The organism is Enterobacter sp. JJBC, assembly GCF_036936505.1.
Lineage (GTDB): Bacteria > Pseudomonadota > Gammaproteobacteria > Enterobacterales > Enterobacteriaceae > Enterobacter > Enterobacter hormaechei_C.
This window is the reverse complement of sequence record NZ_CP136935.1, coordinates 2337528-2353892: the sequence shown is the minus strand read 5'-3', so window position 1 is coordinate 2353892 and position 16365 is coordinate 2337528. Positions and strand designations below refer to the sequence as shown.

The 16365-nt window shown below is 52.5% G+C and carries 17 protein-coding genes; 9 read left to right on the top strand and 8 right to left on the bottom strand.

The annotated features are described in order from the left end of the window. Positions 1–5 precede the first annotated feature (5 nt). Positions 6–1175: a pyridoxal phosphate-dependent aminotransferase gene (locus RY075_RS11385; protein WP_023314126.1), complete on the bottom strand. Its 1170-nt coding sequence runs from the start codon at positions 1173–1175 to the stop codon at positions 6–8. Positions 1176–1288: 113 nt separating this feature from the next. Here RY075_RS11385 and RY075_RS11380 point away from each other — a divergent pair, with 113 nt between their 5' ends. Continuing rightward, a complete protein-coding gene (locus RY075_RS11380) occupies positions 1289–2131 on the top strand; it encodes a LysR family transcriptional regulator (protein WP_232967643.1) in 843 nt (280 codons plus the stop codon). Here the strand turns inward: RY075_RS11380 and RY075_RS11375 are convergent. Continuing rightward, positions 2118–3623: a carboxylesterase/lipase family protein gene (locus RY075_RS11375; RefSeq protein ID WP_170851328.1), complete on the bottom strand. Its 1506-nt coding sequence runs from the start codon at positions 3621–3623 to the stop codon at positions 2118–2120. The genes RY075_RS11380 and RY075_RS11375 overlap by 14 nt on opposite strands. A gap of 42 nt (positions 3624–3665) precedes the next feature. Next, on the bottom strand, positions 3666–5009 hold the full coding sequence (locus RY075_RS11370) for a VOC family protein (protein ID WP_003857245.1): 1344 nt from the start codon (positions 5007–5009) through the stop codon (positions 3666–3668). Positions 5010–5236: 227 nt separating this feature from the next. On the opposite strand from RY075_RS11370, the gene RY075_RS11365 reads away from it, so the two are divergent. Further along, positions 5237–6160 (top strand): LysR substrate-binding domain-containing protein, encoded by a 924-nt coding sequence (locus RY075_RS11365; RefSeq protein WP_003857247.1) that lies wholly within the window; start codon positions 5237–5239, stop codon positions 6158–6160. Positions 6161–6201: 41 nt separating this feature from the next. On the opposite strand, the gene RY075_RS11360 is transcribed toward RY075_RS11365, so the two are convergent. The 4 genes from RY075_RS11360 to RY075_RS11345 all read right to left on the bottom strand — a co-directional run bounded on the left by RY075_RS11360 (position 6202) and on the right by RY075_RS11345 (position 10488). Continuing rightward, complete coding sequence (locus RY075_RS11360) at positions 6202–7893, bottom strand: methyl-accepting chemotaxis protein (protein WP_023314123.1); 1692 nt, start codon at positions 7891–7893, stop codon at positions 6202–6204. 159 nt (positions 7894–8052) lie between these two features. Beyond that, entirely contained in the window at positions 8053–9171 is a 1119-nt protein-coding gene (locus RY075_RS11355; RefSeq protein ID WP_003857251.1) for an S-(hydroxymethyl)glutathione dehydrogenase/class III alcohol dehydrogenase, read from the bottom strand. Between the two features lie 32 nt (positions 9172–9203). Continuing rightward, positions 9204–9479 carry a metal/formaldehyde-sensitive transcriptional repressor gene (locus RY075_RS11350; protein ID WP_003857256.1) on the bottom strand — a complete coding sequence of 92 codons (276 nt, stop codon included), beginning with the start codon at positions 9477–9479 and terminating at the stop codon, positions 9204–9206. A gap of 220 nt (positions 9480–9699) precedes the next feature. After that, positions 9700–10488, bottom strand: coding sequence for a phosphotransferase (locus RY075_RS11345; protein ID WP_109948937.1), 789 nt, complete (start codon positions 10486–10488; stop codon positions 9700–9702). Positions 10489–10777: 289 nt separating this feature from the next. On the opposite strand from RY075_RS11345, the gene RY075_RS11340 reads away from it, so the two are divergent. The 6 genes from RY075_RS11340 (at position 10778) to RY075_RS11315 (ending at position 13641) form a co-directional block, all read left to right on the top strand. Beyond that, positions 10778–11089 (top strand): hypothetical protein, encoded by a 312-nt coding sequence (locus RY075_RS11340; RefSeq protein ID WP_045333020.1) that lies wholly within the window; start codon positions 10778–10780, stop codon positions 11087–11089. Between the two features lie 342 nt (positions 11090–11431). After that, complete coding sequence (locus tag RY075_RS11335; protein ID WP_045896787.1) at positions 11432–12037, top strand: hypothetical protein; 606 nt, start codon at positions 11432–11434, stop codon at positions 12035–12037. 184 nt (positions 12038–12221) lie between these two features. Beyond that, positions 12222–12494 carry a CsbD family protein gene (locus tag RY075_RS11330; protein ID WP_003857263.1) on the top strand — a complete coding sequence of 91 codons (273 nt, stop codon included), beginning with the start codon at positions 12222–12224 and terminating at the stop codon, positions 12492–12494. A 187-nt stretch (positions 12495–12681) separates the two neighbouring features. Beyond that, positions 12682–12921 carry a regulatory protein YcgZ gene (ycgZ, locus tag RY075_RS11325; protein ID WP_003857265.1) on the top strand — a complete coding sequence of 80 codons (240 nt, stop codon included), beginning with the start codon at positions 12682–12684 and terminating at the stop codon, positions 12919–12921. A 118-nt stretch (positions 12922–13039) separates the two neighbouring features. After that, complete coding sequence (locus RY075_RS11320) at positions 13040–13339, top strand: hypothetical protein (protein ID WP_003857266.1); 300 nt, start codon at positions 13040–13042, stop codon at positions 13337–13339. A gap of 23 nt (positions 13340–13362) precedes the next feature. Continuing rightward, complete coding sequence (locus RY075_RS11315; protein WP_044596271.1) at positions 13363–13641, top strand: biofilm development regulator YmgB/AriR family protein; 279 nt, start codon at positions 13363–13365, stop codon at positions 13639–13641. An 83-nt stretch (positions 13642–13724) separates the two neighbouring features. Here the strand turns inward: RY075_RS11315 and RY075_RS11310 are convergent, their stop codons facing one another. After that, complete coding sequence (locus RY075_RS11310; RefSeq protein ID WP_338628605.1) at positions 13725–15182, bottom strand: EAL domain-containing protein; 1458 nt, start codon at positions 15180–15182, stop codon at positions 13725–13727. A gap of 285 nt (positions 15183–15467) precedes the next feature. Here RY075_RS11310 and RY075_RS11305 point away from each other — a divergent pair, with 285 nt between their 5' ends. Continuing rightward, positions 15468–16352 carry a hypothetical protein gene (locus tag RY075_RS11305; protein ID WP_032634546.1) on the top strand — a complete coding sequence of 295 codons (885 nt, stop codon included), beginning with the start codon at positions 15468–15470 and terminating at the stop codon, positions 16350–16352. Positions 16353–16365 lie beyond the last annotated feature (13 nt).

Genomic DNA, 16365 nt, shown 5'->3' with positions numbered 1-16365 from the left:
ATTCCTTAACGTGGTGTAACCCGACAAAGGGCCTGGGCACCTGCCCGTAACGTCGCCTCATCTTTCGCAAAAGAGAGACGGATTAACTTATTGTCCGTGCCATCGGCATAAAACGCCGACAGCGGAATGGTGGCAACCCCGTACTCGACAATCAGCCTTTTCACCATCTCGCTGTCGCGCTCGTCGCTAAAGCCGCTGTAATCCGCCAGCAGGAAGAACGAACCGGCACTTGGTAGCAGCCTGAACGGTGAGTCGGCGAGCAAACTTTGCAGCAGATCGCGCTTGCGCTGATAAAACGCCGCCAGCGACAGCCAGGTTTGCGGATCGGTCATGTGTTCGGCAAACGCGTACTGCATCGGCGTATCGGCCGAGAACATTAAAAATTGATGGACTTTACATATCTCATCCATCAGTTCCGCGGGTGCCACACAATAACCCACGCGCCAGCCGGTGACGTGATAGGTTTTTCCGAAAGAAGAAATAATCACGCTGCGCTCCGCCAGCTGCGGGTGCGTCGCCATTCCGTGGTGCGGTTCGCCATCAAAAACGACGTGCTCATACACTTCGTCAGACAAAATGATGATGTCGGTGTGGCGCGTCAGCGCTGCCAGCTGGTGCAGATCGGCGGCTGAAAACACCTGTCCGCTCGGGTTGTGCGGCGTATTGACGATGATCATCCGCGTGCGTGGGGTTATAGCCGCCCGTACTTCATCCCAGTTCACGGCAAAATCCGGTACCGTCAGTTTAATGGCAATCGGCGTCGCTCCTTGCAGACGGACAATCGGCGCATAGCTGTCAAAGGAGGGCTCGAAATAGATCACCTCGTCTCCAGGATGAACCAGCCCGCTGATGGCTGAGTAAAGCCCTTCGCTGGCGCTGGCGGTCACCAGCACCTCACTCGCCGGGTCATAGTGTGTGCCATAGAGCGTGGCAATTTTGTCCGCGATGCGCTCTCTGAGCGGTTGCAGACCGGTCATGGAGGCGTACTGGTTATACCCTGCCTCCATGGCGCGGGTCACGCCGGAGATAAGTTTTGGGTCGCAGGAAAAATTCGGCGCACCCTGAGAAAGGTTGATGGCGTTATGCCGGGCTGAAAGCTGGCCGATAACGGTAAAAATGGTGGTTCCTACATCGGGCAATTTGGATCGTGTCTGCACCGGCGTTTTCAAAGTCATCCTCTGTCCCTTCTCGTGGTGAATGCATAACTATTCAAACAACAACTTCATTGCCGGGACAATCGAATTGTTGTCATAATAGCCATGACAAAAATGCATAGCTAAGGTGAGATATGTCGCGTCGTTCATTTCCACTTAATGCCGTAGAGACGTTCATCGTGACCGCGCGTCACCTGAATCTTACCCATGCCGCGAAGGAGCTTTGTCTGACGCAGGGGGCGGTAAGCCGTAAAATCGCCTCGCTGGAAAGCTGGTTCGGCTTCCCGCTGTTCGAGCGCCATGCCCGCGGCCTGCGTCTCTCCTCACAGGGAAGCGCCCTGCTGCCGGAGCTGCAATCTGCCTTTGAGCACCTGCTGAACGTTGCTGAACAGGCGCGAACGCACCAGAACGTAATTCGTCTGAAAGCGCCTACCTGCGCGATGCGCTGGCTGGTGCCGCGTTTGCTACAGGTGGAGCGCGAACAGCCGGAACTCCAGATTGCGCTGACCACCACCACCGATCACAACGTCAATTTCAAAACCGAATCCTGTGACGCGGCGATTGTGTTTGGGACGCACATGAGCGCCGGCGATCTGCTGTTCGAAGAGGCCTTAACCCCGGTGATGAGCCCGCTACGGGCCGGCTCTGCGCTGGAAGCACTCACCTTCCTTCACCCCACGCGGGACAAAACGGACTGGACGCTGTGGCTGGCGAAACAGCCGGGTCCGCCGCCAGCTATGCTCAAAAATCAACACTTCGAAACCATGGATCTCGCCATTACCGCCGCCATTCAGGGGCTGGGCATCGCCATCGCGGATGAAACGCTGGTGGAGGAGGACGTGCGCGCCGGACGGCTGATGCGCCCGTTTGACACAAGCATAAAAACGGGGGCGAGCTACCGGCTGGTATTACGCGACGCACCCGGCCCTGAAAACGGGCTGGATGCGTTTCGCGCCTGTCTGCTCAGTCGAGGCTGACGTGGTGTTTCATCACCCGTTTGAAGAGGCTCATACGCGCACGCATGAAGCGGTTTTCAAGCCGAAAACCTGCATGTTTATTCACACCAATACGTAACAGCACGTCCCGCCCTTTCCGGCAGGCGGGCCAGCGCGTGGGCCCTGCCAGGCTATCGCGTGCCCCCGCATTCCGGGCGAAGCTCACCCAGTAGTCCGCCACCTGAGCGGCGAAGGCCAGATCGCGTTCATTCACATACTGCCGCGAAGGTTCCACCTGTCCAAGGGTATCGAAGACGTAGGGCACTTCGTTGCCGTGCCAGGCGCCGTTGATGTACGTCGCGTGCTCCGCTTCGGCCACATAATCAAACCAGTATCGCCAGCACAGGCCGCCCGCCCGCTGCTGGGCCTGCATTACCACGTATCCCATGGTGGTGAAGGCCATGTCGCGGCATACCTGCCTGCCAAGTTCCTCATCGCCCTTCACGCCAGGATAAAGCAGCTTTATCAGCCCCAGGCCAAAGCGCCGCTCACGGCGGAGCTTCTGGATCTGCCCGGCCAGATCGACCCCGAATACCGACATCACGCTGGCTTCGTCGCTGTTCGACCCAATCATCACCGGTACAGGATGCTGACGGGCCGCGAAAAAGACGTCGAGCATGGCCTCAGGCAAAACGCAATCCCCCACGATGGGCGCAGGGGCGATATTCAACGGCGAGGTCAGCGGCCAGAACGCCTCAGGCGGGATCGCGCGAAGCTGTTCCGCGGTAGCATTGTGCAGGCCGAAATGGGCGGCAATCGCTTCGCCTTTATGCATGGCCTGCTCGCGCGGGGTGTCGGGCAGCGTGTACCCGCTTTGCACAATGGCTTTATGGAACAGTCCTCCCGCAAGCGGGGAAGCCATCAGCGACAGCACGCTGCGCGCACCGGCCGACTCGCCAAATACGGTGATGTTCTCAGGATCGCCGCCGAACGCGGCAATGTTATCGCGCACCCATTCCAGGGCCTGGATCTGATCGAGCAGTGCAAAGTTATGCACCACGCGCTCTTCCTCCCCCTCCAGCGCCGGATGGGCAAAAAAGCCGAGGTGGCCGAGACGGTAATTGATCGTCACCACCACCGTGCCACGCTTCGCCAGCGCCCTGCCGTTATACGGAGGCAGCCCGCCAGCGCCGAGGGTAAATCCTCCGCCGTGCAGCCAGACCATCACCGGAAGCGGAGCGGCGCGAGCCACTGGCGACCAGACGTTAAGATACAGGCAGTCTTCAGAGAACTGGCCGGGGTCGCCGCCGCCCAGCTCCTGACAGCTTTCGCTGCTCTGCCAGCTGGAGGCGGAGAACGCCGTCGCCGGACGCACGCCATCCCAGCGTGCAGGGGGACGCGGGGAGCGCCAGCGCCACGGGCCAACAGGGGGTGCCGCATAGGGAATGCCACACCACACATGGGTATCGCCTTCAGTAAAACCAATCAGTGCGCCCTGGCGCGTTTCAACCACAGGGGCGGAGGGATTTTCCATACCAACCTTCTTTTTCCATCACACCCTTGCAGAGTAACGGTTTCAGAGCAAACCGCAACGCTGTTTGCTGCGCGCTTCCGCCTCCTCGTAAAGCGAAAACTCGTCGTACACCGCACAGCCGAGCGCGGCTTCGAAGGCATTGCGGCTGGCATTGCCGTGGCTGCGCGCCTGCGTTTCATTGCCAAGATTCGACTGGAAGATCCCCGCCGCGCTGACGGGCAGAAAATCCTCGTAGGTGATGGGCTGTGCCACAACCCAGCCGCGCTCGATCAGCGGCTGCGGATCGTCGCCGGGACGAAAAGCGTGGCGATGCGCCTCACCTGTCGGGGTCAGACGGTAGCGGAAATAAGCCAGCCCCTGACGGCGCAGGAACATTTCACTGTCCGGGAAGGCGCTGAAGATCTCGCGCAGGTGAAGCTGGTGGGTCAGGTTGTCTTTGCCGGTCCCGGCCTGGTTTAACAGGCTGTCGTACAGCTCGCGCCCTTTCGGCGTAAGCGCCACGCCGCGCTGCTCAATCTCACCGAAACGCGCGGTATGGGTGCCCTTGTGTTCCCCCGCGAACAGCACCGGCTCCTCCAGCGCCTTAAAGCTGGTCTGACGCAGGAGGATCGGCACCTCGCGGCGCGGCGGGCCTTCAATCAGGATTTTCGGCTCGATGCCGTACTTCGGCATTAGCTCCTGCACCCGGTCGATATCCAGCGTGCGCGGCGTGAGATGGTTGATGTGGCACCCCGGGAAACAGACCACGTCGGCAATCAGGCGATGTTCGTTGCTCAGCGCCAGATAGGTTTCCTGATCGACCGTCGCATGGCGATGCCAGCGGAAGGTTTCTAAGGCTTCCTGCACAAATTCGCGCGCCTGTGCCTCGGTAAAGTGTCCCTGCGCATCATGCAGGTCGATCAGTTCCAGACAGCGCGGCGTAAAGATGTTGCGCCGGGAGAGGATCTCCGCCGCCCTTTCGCGCAGCGCAACGTTTTCAATCAGCTCCAGGCGCAGCAGCGAGGTAAAAATGCGAAACGGATTACGGCAGAGCGCCGCATCGTCTGTCGGACGAAACGCCGTCGAGTGGACGGGCACGCCCGCCTGGGAGAGATCGTAGTAGCTGACCGGGTACATGCCCATAATGGCGAAGATCCGGCGCAGGGTGGAAAGCTCCTGCGCGGTGCCAACGCGGATCGCACCGTGACGTTCAACATTCAGGCGCGCCAGTTCGTCTGCGTTCGCCAGTTGTTCATGTAAAAGTGGGTTATTTTCCAGAACCGCCAGGTTAACGTCCGCCACCAGTTCCAGCAAGGTGCCGTACTGCGGAACTTCCTGCTGGTACATCGCCGACATAGCCTGCGAAAAGTGTTCCCGAATATCATCAGCCGTGATGGTGTTCGCCATGATGTCATGCCTCCAGTGAATACTACCTGGAGTGTAGAGAAGCCCGTTCCTTTCGTTGGGAAGAATTTACGAATTGTGATCCAGGCAGACGAGTGGTCAAAGCGTGGGCATTTTCGAAAAACGGTTGTAACTCAAACAGATCAAATGTTAAAAATATTTTGCTATCAGGTTATCAAATTCAAACATCTTAACTTGTCACCCGCGTCGCTCTGTTTTTAACATCGCCTATGGAAAAAAATGGTCTGTTCAGTCAGCGCATACGCTTGCGCCATTTGCATACTTTTGTGGCCGTCGCTCAACAGGGAACGCTGGGGCGAGCGGCTGAAACCCTTAACCTCAGTCAGCCTGCACTCTCCAAAACGCTGAACGAACTGGAACAGCTTACCGGAACCCGCCTGTTCGATCGCGGCCGTCTGGGGGCTCAGCTTACGCTCGTGGGCGAACAGTTCCTGACGCATGCCGTTAAAGTTCTCGATGCCCTCAATACCGCCGGTCAGGCGTTAAACCGTAAAGAGGAGCCGGCCAGCGACATCGTGCGCGTGGGCGCGCTGCCAACGGCGGCGCTGGGCATACTGCCTGCGGCGATCGGCCAGTTCCACCGTCAGCAAAAGCACGCCACGCTTCAGGTCGCGACCATGAATAACACCATGCTGCTGGCGGGCCTGAAGTCAGGCGAGCTGGATCTGGGCATTGGGCGGATGTCCGATCCGGAACTGATGAGCGGCCTGAACTACGAGCTGCTGTTCCTGGAATCGCTGAAGCTGGTCGTGCGTCCGAATCATCCCCTGTTGCAGGACACCGTGACCCTGAGCCGTGTGATGGAGTGGCCGGTAGTGGTCTCACCAAAAGGAACCGTTCCGCGTCAGAATGCGGAAGCGTTGCTGCAAATGCAGGGCTGCACGCTGCCTTCCGGGTGTATTGAAACGCTCTCGGCGTCGCTGTCGCGCCAGCTTACGGTGGATTATGACTACGTATGGTTTGTGCCGTCCGGCGCGGTGAAGGACGATCTGCGACGCGGCGTGCTTACGGCGCTGCCGGTAACATCGCCCGGCGCGGGAGAACCGATTGGGATCCTGACGCGGGTAGATGCCCCGCTCTCTGAAGGTGCCCAAACGCTGTTAAGCGCCATTCGTAAATCAATGCCTCTCTGACCATAAACGCAGAACCCGCCGCGAGGGCGGGTCTGTCTTACTCAGAACGTTTCCCAGTTATCACCTGAGACGACCGCCGCCGGGGTTAAAGGCGCGGGTTTCGCTGCGTTTGCAGCGGCTGGAGCCCGTCCTGCACGCGCCCCGTTGAGACGAAACGCGCCAACGGCTTCCGTCAGACGTGCGCCCTGCTCCTCCAGCGAAGCCGCTGCCGCAGAAGCTTCTTCCACCAGCGAGGCATTCTGCTGCGTCACCTTATCCATCTCGGAAATCGCCTGGCTCACCTGAACGATGCCGCGGCTCTGCTCATCGGACGCCGCTGCAATCTCCAGCATGATATCGGTGACGCGTTTAACCGCCTCGACGATTTCATTCATGGTATTGCCCGCTGCAACCACCTCCCCGGAACCCTGATCGATAAGCGACACCGATTCATTAATCAGGCTTTCAATCTCTTTCGCCGCGTTTGCGCTGCGGCTTGCCAGGGTGCGAACTTCACTCGCCACGACCGCAAAGCCGCGTCCCTGTTCACCCGCACGCGCCGCCTCGACCGCCGCGTTGAGCGCCAGAATATTGGTCTGGAACGCGATGCTGTTAATCACGGCGGTAATTTCAGAGATCTTCTTCGAGCTGGTGGAAATATTACCCATGGTTTTCACCACGCCGGAGACCATCTGCCCCCCGCGGCTGGCCTTCCCGGAGGCATCTTCTGCCAGTTTACTTGCATGATGCGCGTTATCGGCGTTCTGTTTCACCGTCGCGGTGAGCTGCTCCATGCTGGCCGCCGTCTGTTCAATCGCCGCCGCCTGCTGCTCAGTACGGGAAGAGAGATCGGTGTTACCCGCGGAGATCTCGCTGGTTCCCCGGTAGATCTCCTCCGCCCCTTGCCGCACGGTGCCTACGGTGGTCACCAGCGCGTGCTGCATCGTTTGCAGATCGCGCGTCAGGCGGCCAATTTCACTGCGCCCGGTCGGTTCGTCCGGCATGGTCAAATCGCCTTTCGCGATATTTTCGATACGCGTAGCGGCTCGCTGGAGCGGGTTTATCACCGTACGGCGCAGCACCACAAAGGTGATCACCGCCAGCGCCAGCGCCAGGCCAAACGCGCCGAACATAAACATCAGCCCCAGCCGGGTGCGGGTGTGAGCCTGCGCCGTCAGCGCGTTGGCGCGTTCGGTGCGGATTTTTATCGCCTTCAGCAGCACCGCGTTATAGGCATCGTCCAGCGGACGCGCGGTCTCATTTTCGTGGTTAATAATGGCTTCAAACATGCCGTTTTTGGCATATTTCAGCATCGGCTGCATACCGGCGATGTAGGCGTCATAGCGGGCTTTCAGATCGCCGTCCAGCGCTTCATCAGCCGGTGTGCGAATAGTGCGCTTCATATAGGCGGCAAATCCATCCTGCGACTGCCTGATGCGGGTCTCAGCCTCAGCGATGTTTTGTTTCATCGCCTCCATCTCCGCGATACGGCTCGCCGCCCCCGCGTGGATCATGTTGATACGGGCGGTGCGTAAATGGTTGGAACTGTTTGACAGCCCGGTGCGCACCTGGATTTCTGCCGTGACATCCTGCTGATCGTTATCGGCCTGGAGCAGGAAATAGCCTGCCAGACCCGAGCTCAATGCAAACAGGAGAATAATGCCACCGAGAATGGAGGAAAACAGCGGAACCAGCCGGATGTGATGCAAGAAACTCAGCTTATGCTGCGCCTGCATCGATGTTGTGTTGTCCATGACCGTCGACTCTCTTATAGGTAAGATGCGTAAAAACACGCCTGTAAAAGAGTCATCGGCACGCCAGGGAATTAGATTACGGTTAAAAGCGCCAGACAGGTCACACTTTAGAAAAGATCAGGGAAGAAATGCCAGCGGAAAAAACCGCTGGCAGAATAATCAGTTGTCGCCGAAATGGATAACGGTACGAATAGATTTTCCTTCGTGCATCAGATCGAAGGCTTCGTTGATCTGCTCCAGCGGCAGGCGGTGCGTAATGAACGGGTCGAGCTGAATTTTACCGACCATCGCATCTTCAACCATGCCCGGCAGCTGGGTACGGCCTTTCACGCCGCCAAATGCCGACCCGCGCCATACGCGCCCTGTCACCAGCTGGAAGGGACGGGTTTTGATCTCCTGACCCGCGCCGGCCACACCGATAATGATGCTCTCGCCCCAGCCTTTGTGGCAGCACTCAAGCGCTGAGCGCATCACATCGACGTTGCCGATACATTCGAAGCTGAAGTCCACGCCGCCGTCGGTCAGCTCAACGATCACCTCCTGAACCGGTTTGTCGTAGTCTTTCGGGTTGATGAAATCGGTCGCGCCCATCTCACCTGCGAGCTTAAATTTTTCCGGGTTGGTATCCACAGCAATGATGCGGCCAGCTTTCGCCTGTACCGCGCCCTGGATGACTGCCAGACCGATCCCGCCGAGGCCGAACACCGCCACGGTGTCACCCTCTTTCACTTTCGCCGTGTTATGCACCGCGCCGATACCGGTGGTGACACCGCAGCCGAGCAGACAGACTTTATCCAGCGGGGCCTGCGGATTCACTTTCGCCAGTGAGATCTCGGCGCACACCGTGTATTCGCTAAAGGTGCTGGTCCCCATGTAGTGATAAATGGGCTCGCCGTTATAGGAGAAACGGGTGGTGCCGTCCGGCATAAGACCTTTACCCTGCGTGGCGCGCACGGCCTGGCAGAGGTTAGTTTTGCCGGATTTGCAGAACTTACACTCACCGCACTCTGCGGTGTAGAGCGGGATCACATGGTCGCCGGGCTTCAGGCTGGTGACGCCTTCACCCACTTCCACCACCACACCGCCCCCTTCGTGGCCGAGCACCGCCGGGAATACGCCTTCCGGATCGTCACCAGACAGGGTAAACGCATCGGTATGGCAAACGCCGGTATGGGTAATTTTGATCAGCACTTCGCCTTTCTTCGGCGGAGCAACATCAATTTCAACGATTTTCAGCGGCTGGCCTGGGCCGAACGCGACAGCTGCGCGAGATTTCATGATGTCTTTCCCTTGTTGTGAGGTGTGTGGATTTATTTTAGATAAGAGCGCAGTAAATGGCCGACTTCCGCCATCCGCACAGCCCGCTGATCCGGGGTGGTCTCCCCCGTCACCAGCTCATCTTTGAGGTGAATTTCAACCATTTCCCCCATCAGGCCATTGGCAGCGCCGCGCACGGCGGCGATTTGCTGCAAAATGGCGAGACAGGGATCGCCCGATTCCAGGGCGCGTTCAAGGGCATCAACCTGGCCCCGAATGCGGCGGACGCGGGTCAAAATACGTTTTTTATCTTCGGGTGAATGCGGCATACGCCCTCCTGATACTATAGGGGGGTATTGTATCTGTTAATACGATTTTATGTAAACATGAAGTTTATTGTGGGTTTTAAGTAGAGCCGTAGGTAATGTGAAAAATCAGCGTCTGGAGTTAATATAGGTGACTCGCTGATATATCAGAAGTGGGCAATCACGTGCCTCAGGCGCGAAAAGTAGGTATTGCTAGAAAAGCATAATTTTTAGAAATCATGCTTCATAACATTTTTTCCACGTTGTCTAACCAGGCGGGAAGATGCTCTCTGTACCAGTTGAGATACAAGGGAAAAGTACTCTTTCGCCGCATATGAAGCAGGACAATCACTTCCGTGACAATCCAGGCTTTGACAACTGCAATTTCTCTGGCCAGCTCCCTGATATTTTGATGGGAGGATAGCTGGCAATAGCGTTCTGCAAGGTCTATAAATTCTTGTTTTGTCCCCATTCCCCTTATGAGGGGAGCCAGGTCAATAGCAGGACTCCCTTTGCCAAACCTTTCCCAGTCAAAAAGAACTAAATTACCGTTTTCTCTTCTTCCCCAGTTGCCTGCGTTGCTGTCGCCTGAAACCAGGCTTTGGCAGGCGAATAACGCATTACTATTCTGCTGAAATCGTCGAAGCTGCCGGACATTTAATTCAGGTAATGCCAAAAGCATGAGAGCGTTTTCAAGCGCTGTTTCTGTCCACGTATGCGTATGATAGAGCCATTCAGAATTTGCAGGATAGCGATGCAGGCGCCCCAGCATAGCTATGGCATAATCATTTGCCACCGCGGTCTGATCAACCTTATACGGAATATACTCTAGTTTTAACTGGCGTAAGGTGGCATCAGCAGAGAAAAGCGTTGGAGTAGCAATCCCTGCCTGGTTAAGCTCTGTTGCCGCGTAGAGATAAAAGGCCCACTCAACATCGCTGACAGGCCACTTTTCTATAACTATATGATTGCAATCACTGGTATTCAGCACCACTTTGGCAGTGCCCATTTCGGATAAATCCATGGCAGACATGTACTGTCCCTTAAAAATTCACATGTTGGTTGTTATTAAGTATAATGCAAGTGTGGTACAGATGAAGTCATAAAACGTCATCCTTCCTTAAAATCCTACTTTTAAAGACTTGTGCAATCACACTAACCCCCACTAAAGAACGTAGGTATCATAAGAATAAGAAAAAGAATATACTAATACATGTTGGATATTTATTTTTGATAACATTTAGCCTGTAGTAAACAAAATAAGTCGGGTGCAACATATTGAATTAGGGTCACAACGCCTCATCATTAAGGAATGAATAAGTATGAAAAGAATTGTTCTCGCCTCTTTGGTTTTATCTTTTTCGTTATCTGCTAACGCTAATCAATTAAGCATTGATGACCAAATTAATAATGCTTGTGCTAAGGCCTTAAGCGGTGACAAAGAACCTTTGGGTAACTTCCCACCCGATAGGTATGCTGCAACAGTCAGTCCGAAAGTTAAAGAAGCTTACAACGAAGTTTTAAAATCTCGGCCCTCTATTGTAAACGATCAGAGTTTACAGAATGCAACCAGTTGCGCCAACCTGGTTAGAGATAAACTAAAATCAAAAGGTGAGTACACAGAAGAAAAATGATTGCCAGGGTGGAGAAACAGCATTTTTTCTGTGGAGCTGAACGCTTTCTCTATCAGAGTACGTTCTTAAGAAAACATCGACAAGATAGTTCCGCAGCTGTGTTTTCCACCTCTCGCTGGTCCCCCAATATCCTAACATCCCCTTGCCTGATGACACCCTCCGCAATGACATTGCCCCGCCTTAACAGCACAGACGATGTTGACGATATTTACGCTTTCGTCTCTTCGTGACCAACCCTATTTAGCTCGAAATGTTAAAAATCCGCACTTATATGGCACAATGTGAACAGAAATAACATTCTCGTCACCTAACATACTCGCTACAAACAAAATGGTGGTGTTAATGATTGTACTAAAGAGCTTTTTATTCTTCGTTGGCGCAGCGGCCGCTTGCGCACTTATTGTACTTTGTCTTTGGGTTGATATGCGGTTTGTCGGCCATGATATTCCGGAATTATCACTGACCGAAATTATGCAGGAAACGGTATTAGCGACTATTGTCGTTCTCCATTTTCGTCTGGCGAAAATGGACGAATCCATGCGTTACTGCAATATTCTGGTGGGTGGATTTTTCCTGACAATGCTAATTCGTGAGCTGGACGCGCTTTTTGATCTCATTTCTCATGGGAGTTGGGTGTGGTTCGCGCTGATTACCGCTCTGCTGGCGTTAATTCGCCCCGTTATGCATTTTCGCGCTACCCTGGAACAGCTGGCAAAATATACCCAATCCCCCTGGTACGGTATTCTGTTGAGCGGCCTGCTGGCTGTACTGGTCTTCTCCCGCCTCTTTGGCATGCAGGTGCTGTGGCACGCCATCCTGGAGCATGGCTATATGCGTGTCGTGAAAAACGCTGTGGAGGAAGGTTCGGAATCGTTCGGTTATATGCTGTGCCTGGCCGCATCCCTTGGTTATTACGTTACCTTTCCCGCTCGCGCACGACAAAAATAATCTCTTCGCACTGCGTAGAGAGATGGCGAGGGAAATAGTGATCAAGAACATCCTAAGGACGTTAGGGTGGTCATGTAAGAAAGACATATCCTAAAAAGGAGCAATCAGGCGTCGATTTCAGCGAATTCTCGCTCACGCCTGAAATGAGCGTCTATCCTTAGACTATCAACAAAAGGAGGCTGGAATGTCTGATTTCGACACTGATAAAAATGCACAATACGCTGGCGATAAAGCCAAAAACAAACTTGATGAATTATCCGGCTCTGCGCAGCAGCAGTTTGGTGAATTCGTTGACTCCCCTAAACACCAGGTGAAAGGTGCAGCGAAAAAATATGCTGCCCAGGCCAGTGATGCCGTCTCGGATGTTACTGAAGCCGTCAGAAATAACCCGTTAACGGGCTTAATCGCTGCGGGTGCGGTAGGTATCGTTCTGGGACTTCTGCTGGGACGTAAATAATTTCAGGCCCTCCGGGGCCTTTTCTTTTCCCCTCTTTCCTTCTCTTCCCCCCCTAATTTTGATAGTTCTCCTGATAAAAGCTCAATCCATACGAAAAAGTTGTACAATTTTGATGTACAGATTTGACCATATAGTTTAAATTCGATGCCAGTGATGTTACAAAATTGTTTGTTAACGGTGGAAAATTATGCGTCGCAACCATGCTCCCTCTACAGCAGAAAGCGCTATAACCTTGTATTTTAACAAGGATAACGTCCCAACACAGCAGGAAACCCTTGGTGCCATCGTCAGTGAGATCATCAAAGAAAATGTACAACTGAGCAGAATGACAATTTGTACAAAGCTGTTGCGTAGAATTGAAGAATCCACGTCTGACGTTGAGAAAGCGCACTACAACGGTTTGATAGCCCTCTTCTTCGAGCGTTAACCTGAACACTGTTTTTTAACTTACTAAGTTAGTCATGCTGAGTGAGAATAGAGCTTCTGAATGCGATGACTAACCCCATGCTACAGCCTGCCGCGTGTAGCAGAGTGAGATTGAAGGTATGCATAGAACTAAATTTGAACGACTTAAGGATGACCTTATCGGTGAGGCCGTATTATCCATACTGAAAGAGAACGGACCTATTACCTTTGTGTCTCTTGCTAATCGCCTGCGGGCGATGGCTAACGTTGAATCAAATGATGAACGTAAAAATGCATTGATTGCCGCTGAAGATGAAGTGCGCCAGCGTGTAACCGGCGTCTCGCACGACCGGGGAAGAGTGATGGGCAATTATGACATGGGTCGCATGCGATCTCTCTTTACTCACAACACGCTTTTGACCCCAGACAAGAAACACTAATTTTAACCGAAACGGTGACCACCATGAGTAAAGCGATTATGCAGCAGACGTATAATTTTGAAGCCTTGCACGATAAAGGACTGGCGGAACATTTTCTTAATGCAGGAAAACATCTCAGTGGTGAGGTTGAAGTGTTGGGCTCGGCAATACGCTGTATTATGCTGACCGGTGACAATCTCTCTAATAAAGAGATTATCCTGCAACTGATTCACGCCCTCGAAATTACCGAGGAGCCCGAAGCCTGCGATGTCATTCGAAATACGCTTGAAATTGTTGTCGGTTTTACGCGCGATGATATCTGATAACAGATTATTGCGCTGGTGAGTGACTGTTTTTGCTGGTGGTAGAAAAGTTTCTCTGTCGTACCACCAGCATAGTGAACCCATTAACTAAATAGCCGTACCATTCGATCAAGCTCTTCTTCTTTAACCGCCCGGGAAAGATAATATCCCTGAAAGCGTTTAACACCTAACGCGACAAGTTTTTCAAATTTTTCTTCGCTATCGACGCCTTCCGCAACGCATTCCCTTCCCGTCATGTCGCTATATATCTGTATCGCTTTAATAATGCTATAGTCATTGTCGTTAGCAACAAAGTGCTCAACTATATCGCGGTCAAGCTTCAATCCATCAACATTAATCTGTCGGATGGGTAACATAGCGTAATCTCTGGAAAAGCAATCATCCAGAAACAGCCGACACCCCTCGGCGCGTAAACGCTGAAGAGTGACAGGAATATTTGGATCCTTTGTCACATCAATCGCTTCAGCTAATTCAAAGACAAGTTTCCCGGCCCACTGCGGCTTCAGTAACATCTCAACGGCTTTTTTCGCCATTCCCGGCAGCGCGTTCCCGGTAGCCAGTGGAGGCGGAATATTAACCGAAAAATAATATTTCCCATTGTATCTGTTGATACCTGACACGGCCGCGTGGATGACTAACGCCGTCAGCTTGAGCCATATTTCGCCATTTTTCACCCCACCCAGAAATTGGGCAGCCTTCAGAACCTGACCGTTTTTATGCCAGCGCAGCAGAATTTCAAAGCCTACTCCTTTTTTATCGCCATCGGTAATAATTTGATAAGCCGCAAAGATTTCCCGCTTATGTAACGCCTGCAAAATATCAATTTCCGCATCCGAAAACCCCTGCGGATTATTTTTTACTGCACAGACTTCATCTATGAAAACACGTGCATCGCTAAACCATACCCTGATAAGATATAATTTATCCAACCCCACTTTTCTATGGGTATAAATGGTTTTATCTGACAACCCTAACCTCGCAGACTGCTCTTTTATCGAAATACCCCGATAAAAATTCAGCAATACGGTTAATTCGCGCTTTGTTAAACCATTCAGACTTTCTTTACCTTCTTTCTCGGGTCCATCACGCAATATGCGTGACGAATCGGTATGCACGTCATAAATGTTGTCTGCACAGTCCATTACGTCTGAAATATTCGCTATCCTGATCATCGATAACGATTTGGTATTATTAACGAGACTACACAACGTGGCGTAAAGCCATCTCTCTGGTATTGCGCCATACAGCGTCACGCTACAAATAACCGGCAGCGCATTCAGCACCGATACCAACTGCTTCAGGCTTTCAAGAAAGGTAGCGACGTCGCGACCAAGAAAAACAGCAACTTCAGGTGGTTGATTTTGCATCATTTTATGAACATCACCTGAGCAAACTTCATCCTCTTCAAAATGGAGTCGCGTGGCGTTTACGCCACGTGACTTCAGAAGCAGGCTATACCCCTCGAAGGTGAAACCGCAGGCTGAAATAACAAACCGTTGCTTGTAGCACGTACCTTGTATAAAAGGTAAATTTTGAGACATAACCTGCTCCTGAGAATGCAAATAGTATTCCCATCTGTAATTAAAGCCAATACTCTTTGTCGCATTGAATAATTTTACCGCACCCTGTTTGGTTAATAAACCGTTATCAATGTTATGCACAGGAACATTTTTGCGTTAATCAACCGACTCATCCATATGCAGCATAAATATTACTTTCTTTTCATATAACGACAGTAAATATGCATTTCTCGAGGTATAATGAAAATTCCGAAAAAGAAGACCGGACACTTCATCTTATCGGCCCAGACAAAAAGAGAAAATGCTATGGATAATCACATCTCATCCAGGGCTTTGCTACATCGAAGGGATGTCATTAAAAACAACCCGCGATTTGGTGAAGCTATAACAGAACACTACAGAATTAATGATGCCATTTATAAAAAACAACCCTTGTTCTACAAAACGATGCTTCAGGAATCACGCTTCAACATAATACTGTCCATGTGTTGTTTTGTTTTTGGCAATCAGGCTGAGTCAGTTTCAGAGATTAAGGCGCTATGCACCCGTTATAATATCGCCAGCCCTAACAGTGTTATCGCGATCATTACCATACTTAAAACTACCGGGCGAATTAAGACCTGGCGCTGTAGTGAAGATCGCCGAAAAACAAAAATTGCGCCGACGGAAAAAGGACTCGATGAGCTTAAACGCTATATGTCCGGGGCGTTTACGCCTGTCAGCATTCTTTATCCGGCATTCAACATTAATGTTAACCTTCTGGACAATGACATTCTGAGGCACAACTTTTTCCGGCGCGCCGCAGAGTACCTTTTCCGCGGATTAACATTCAGGAAAGTGCTTCCGGAGGTGGGTTTATTTATTGATAAGGATGGTGGACGAATGATTATGCTCTATCTCTATTTGCAGGCCATTAAAAACAAAACAGCACACGGTGCCATAATAGCGTATTCAGCCAGCACGCTGGCAAAAGAATTTTTCGTCTCGCGTATTCACGTCAACCGCATTATCAAATCGGCGCAGGAGGCAGGTTATCTTAAAGATCGCGGCGATGGCCGGATGTCAATTTATCCGGCCTTTATCGAGCTTGTCGAAAATTATGCCGGATTATATTTTGCGTATGTCACACATTACATCAATGTGGTACCAAAAGAACGACGCCATGCTGTCAACATGACGCCTACACTCTGATCTGACGGGCGTT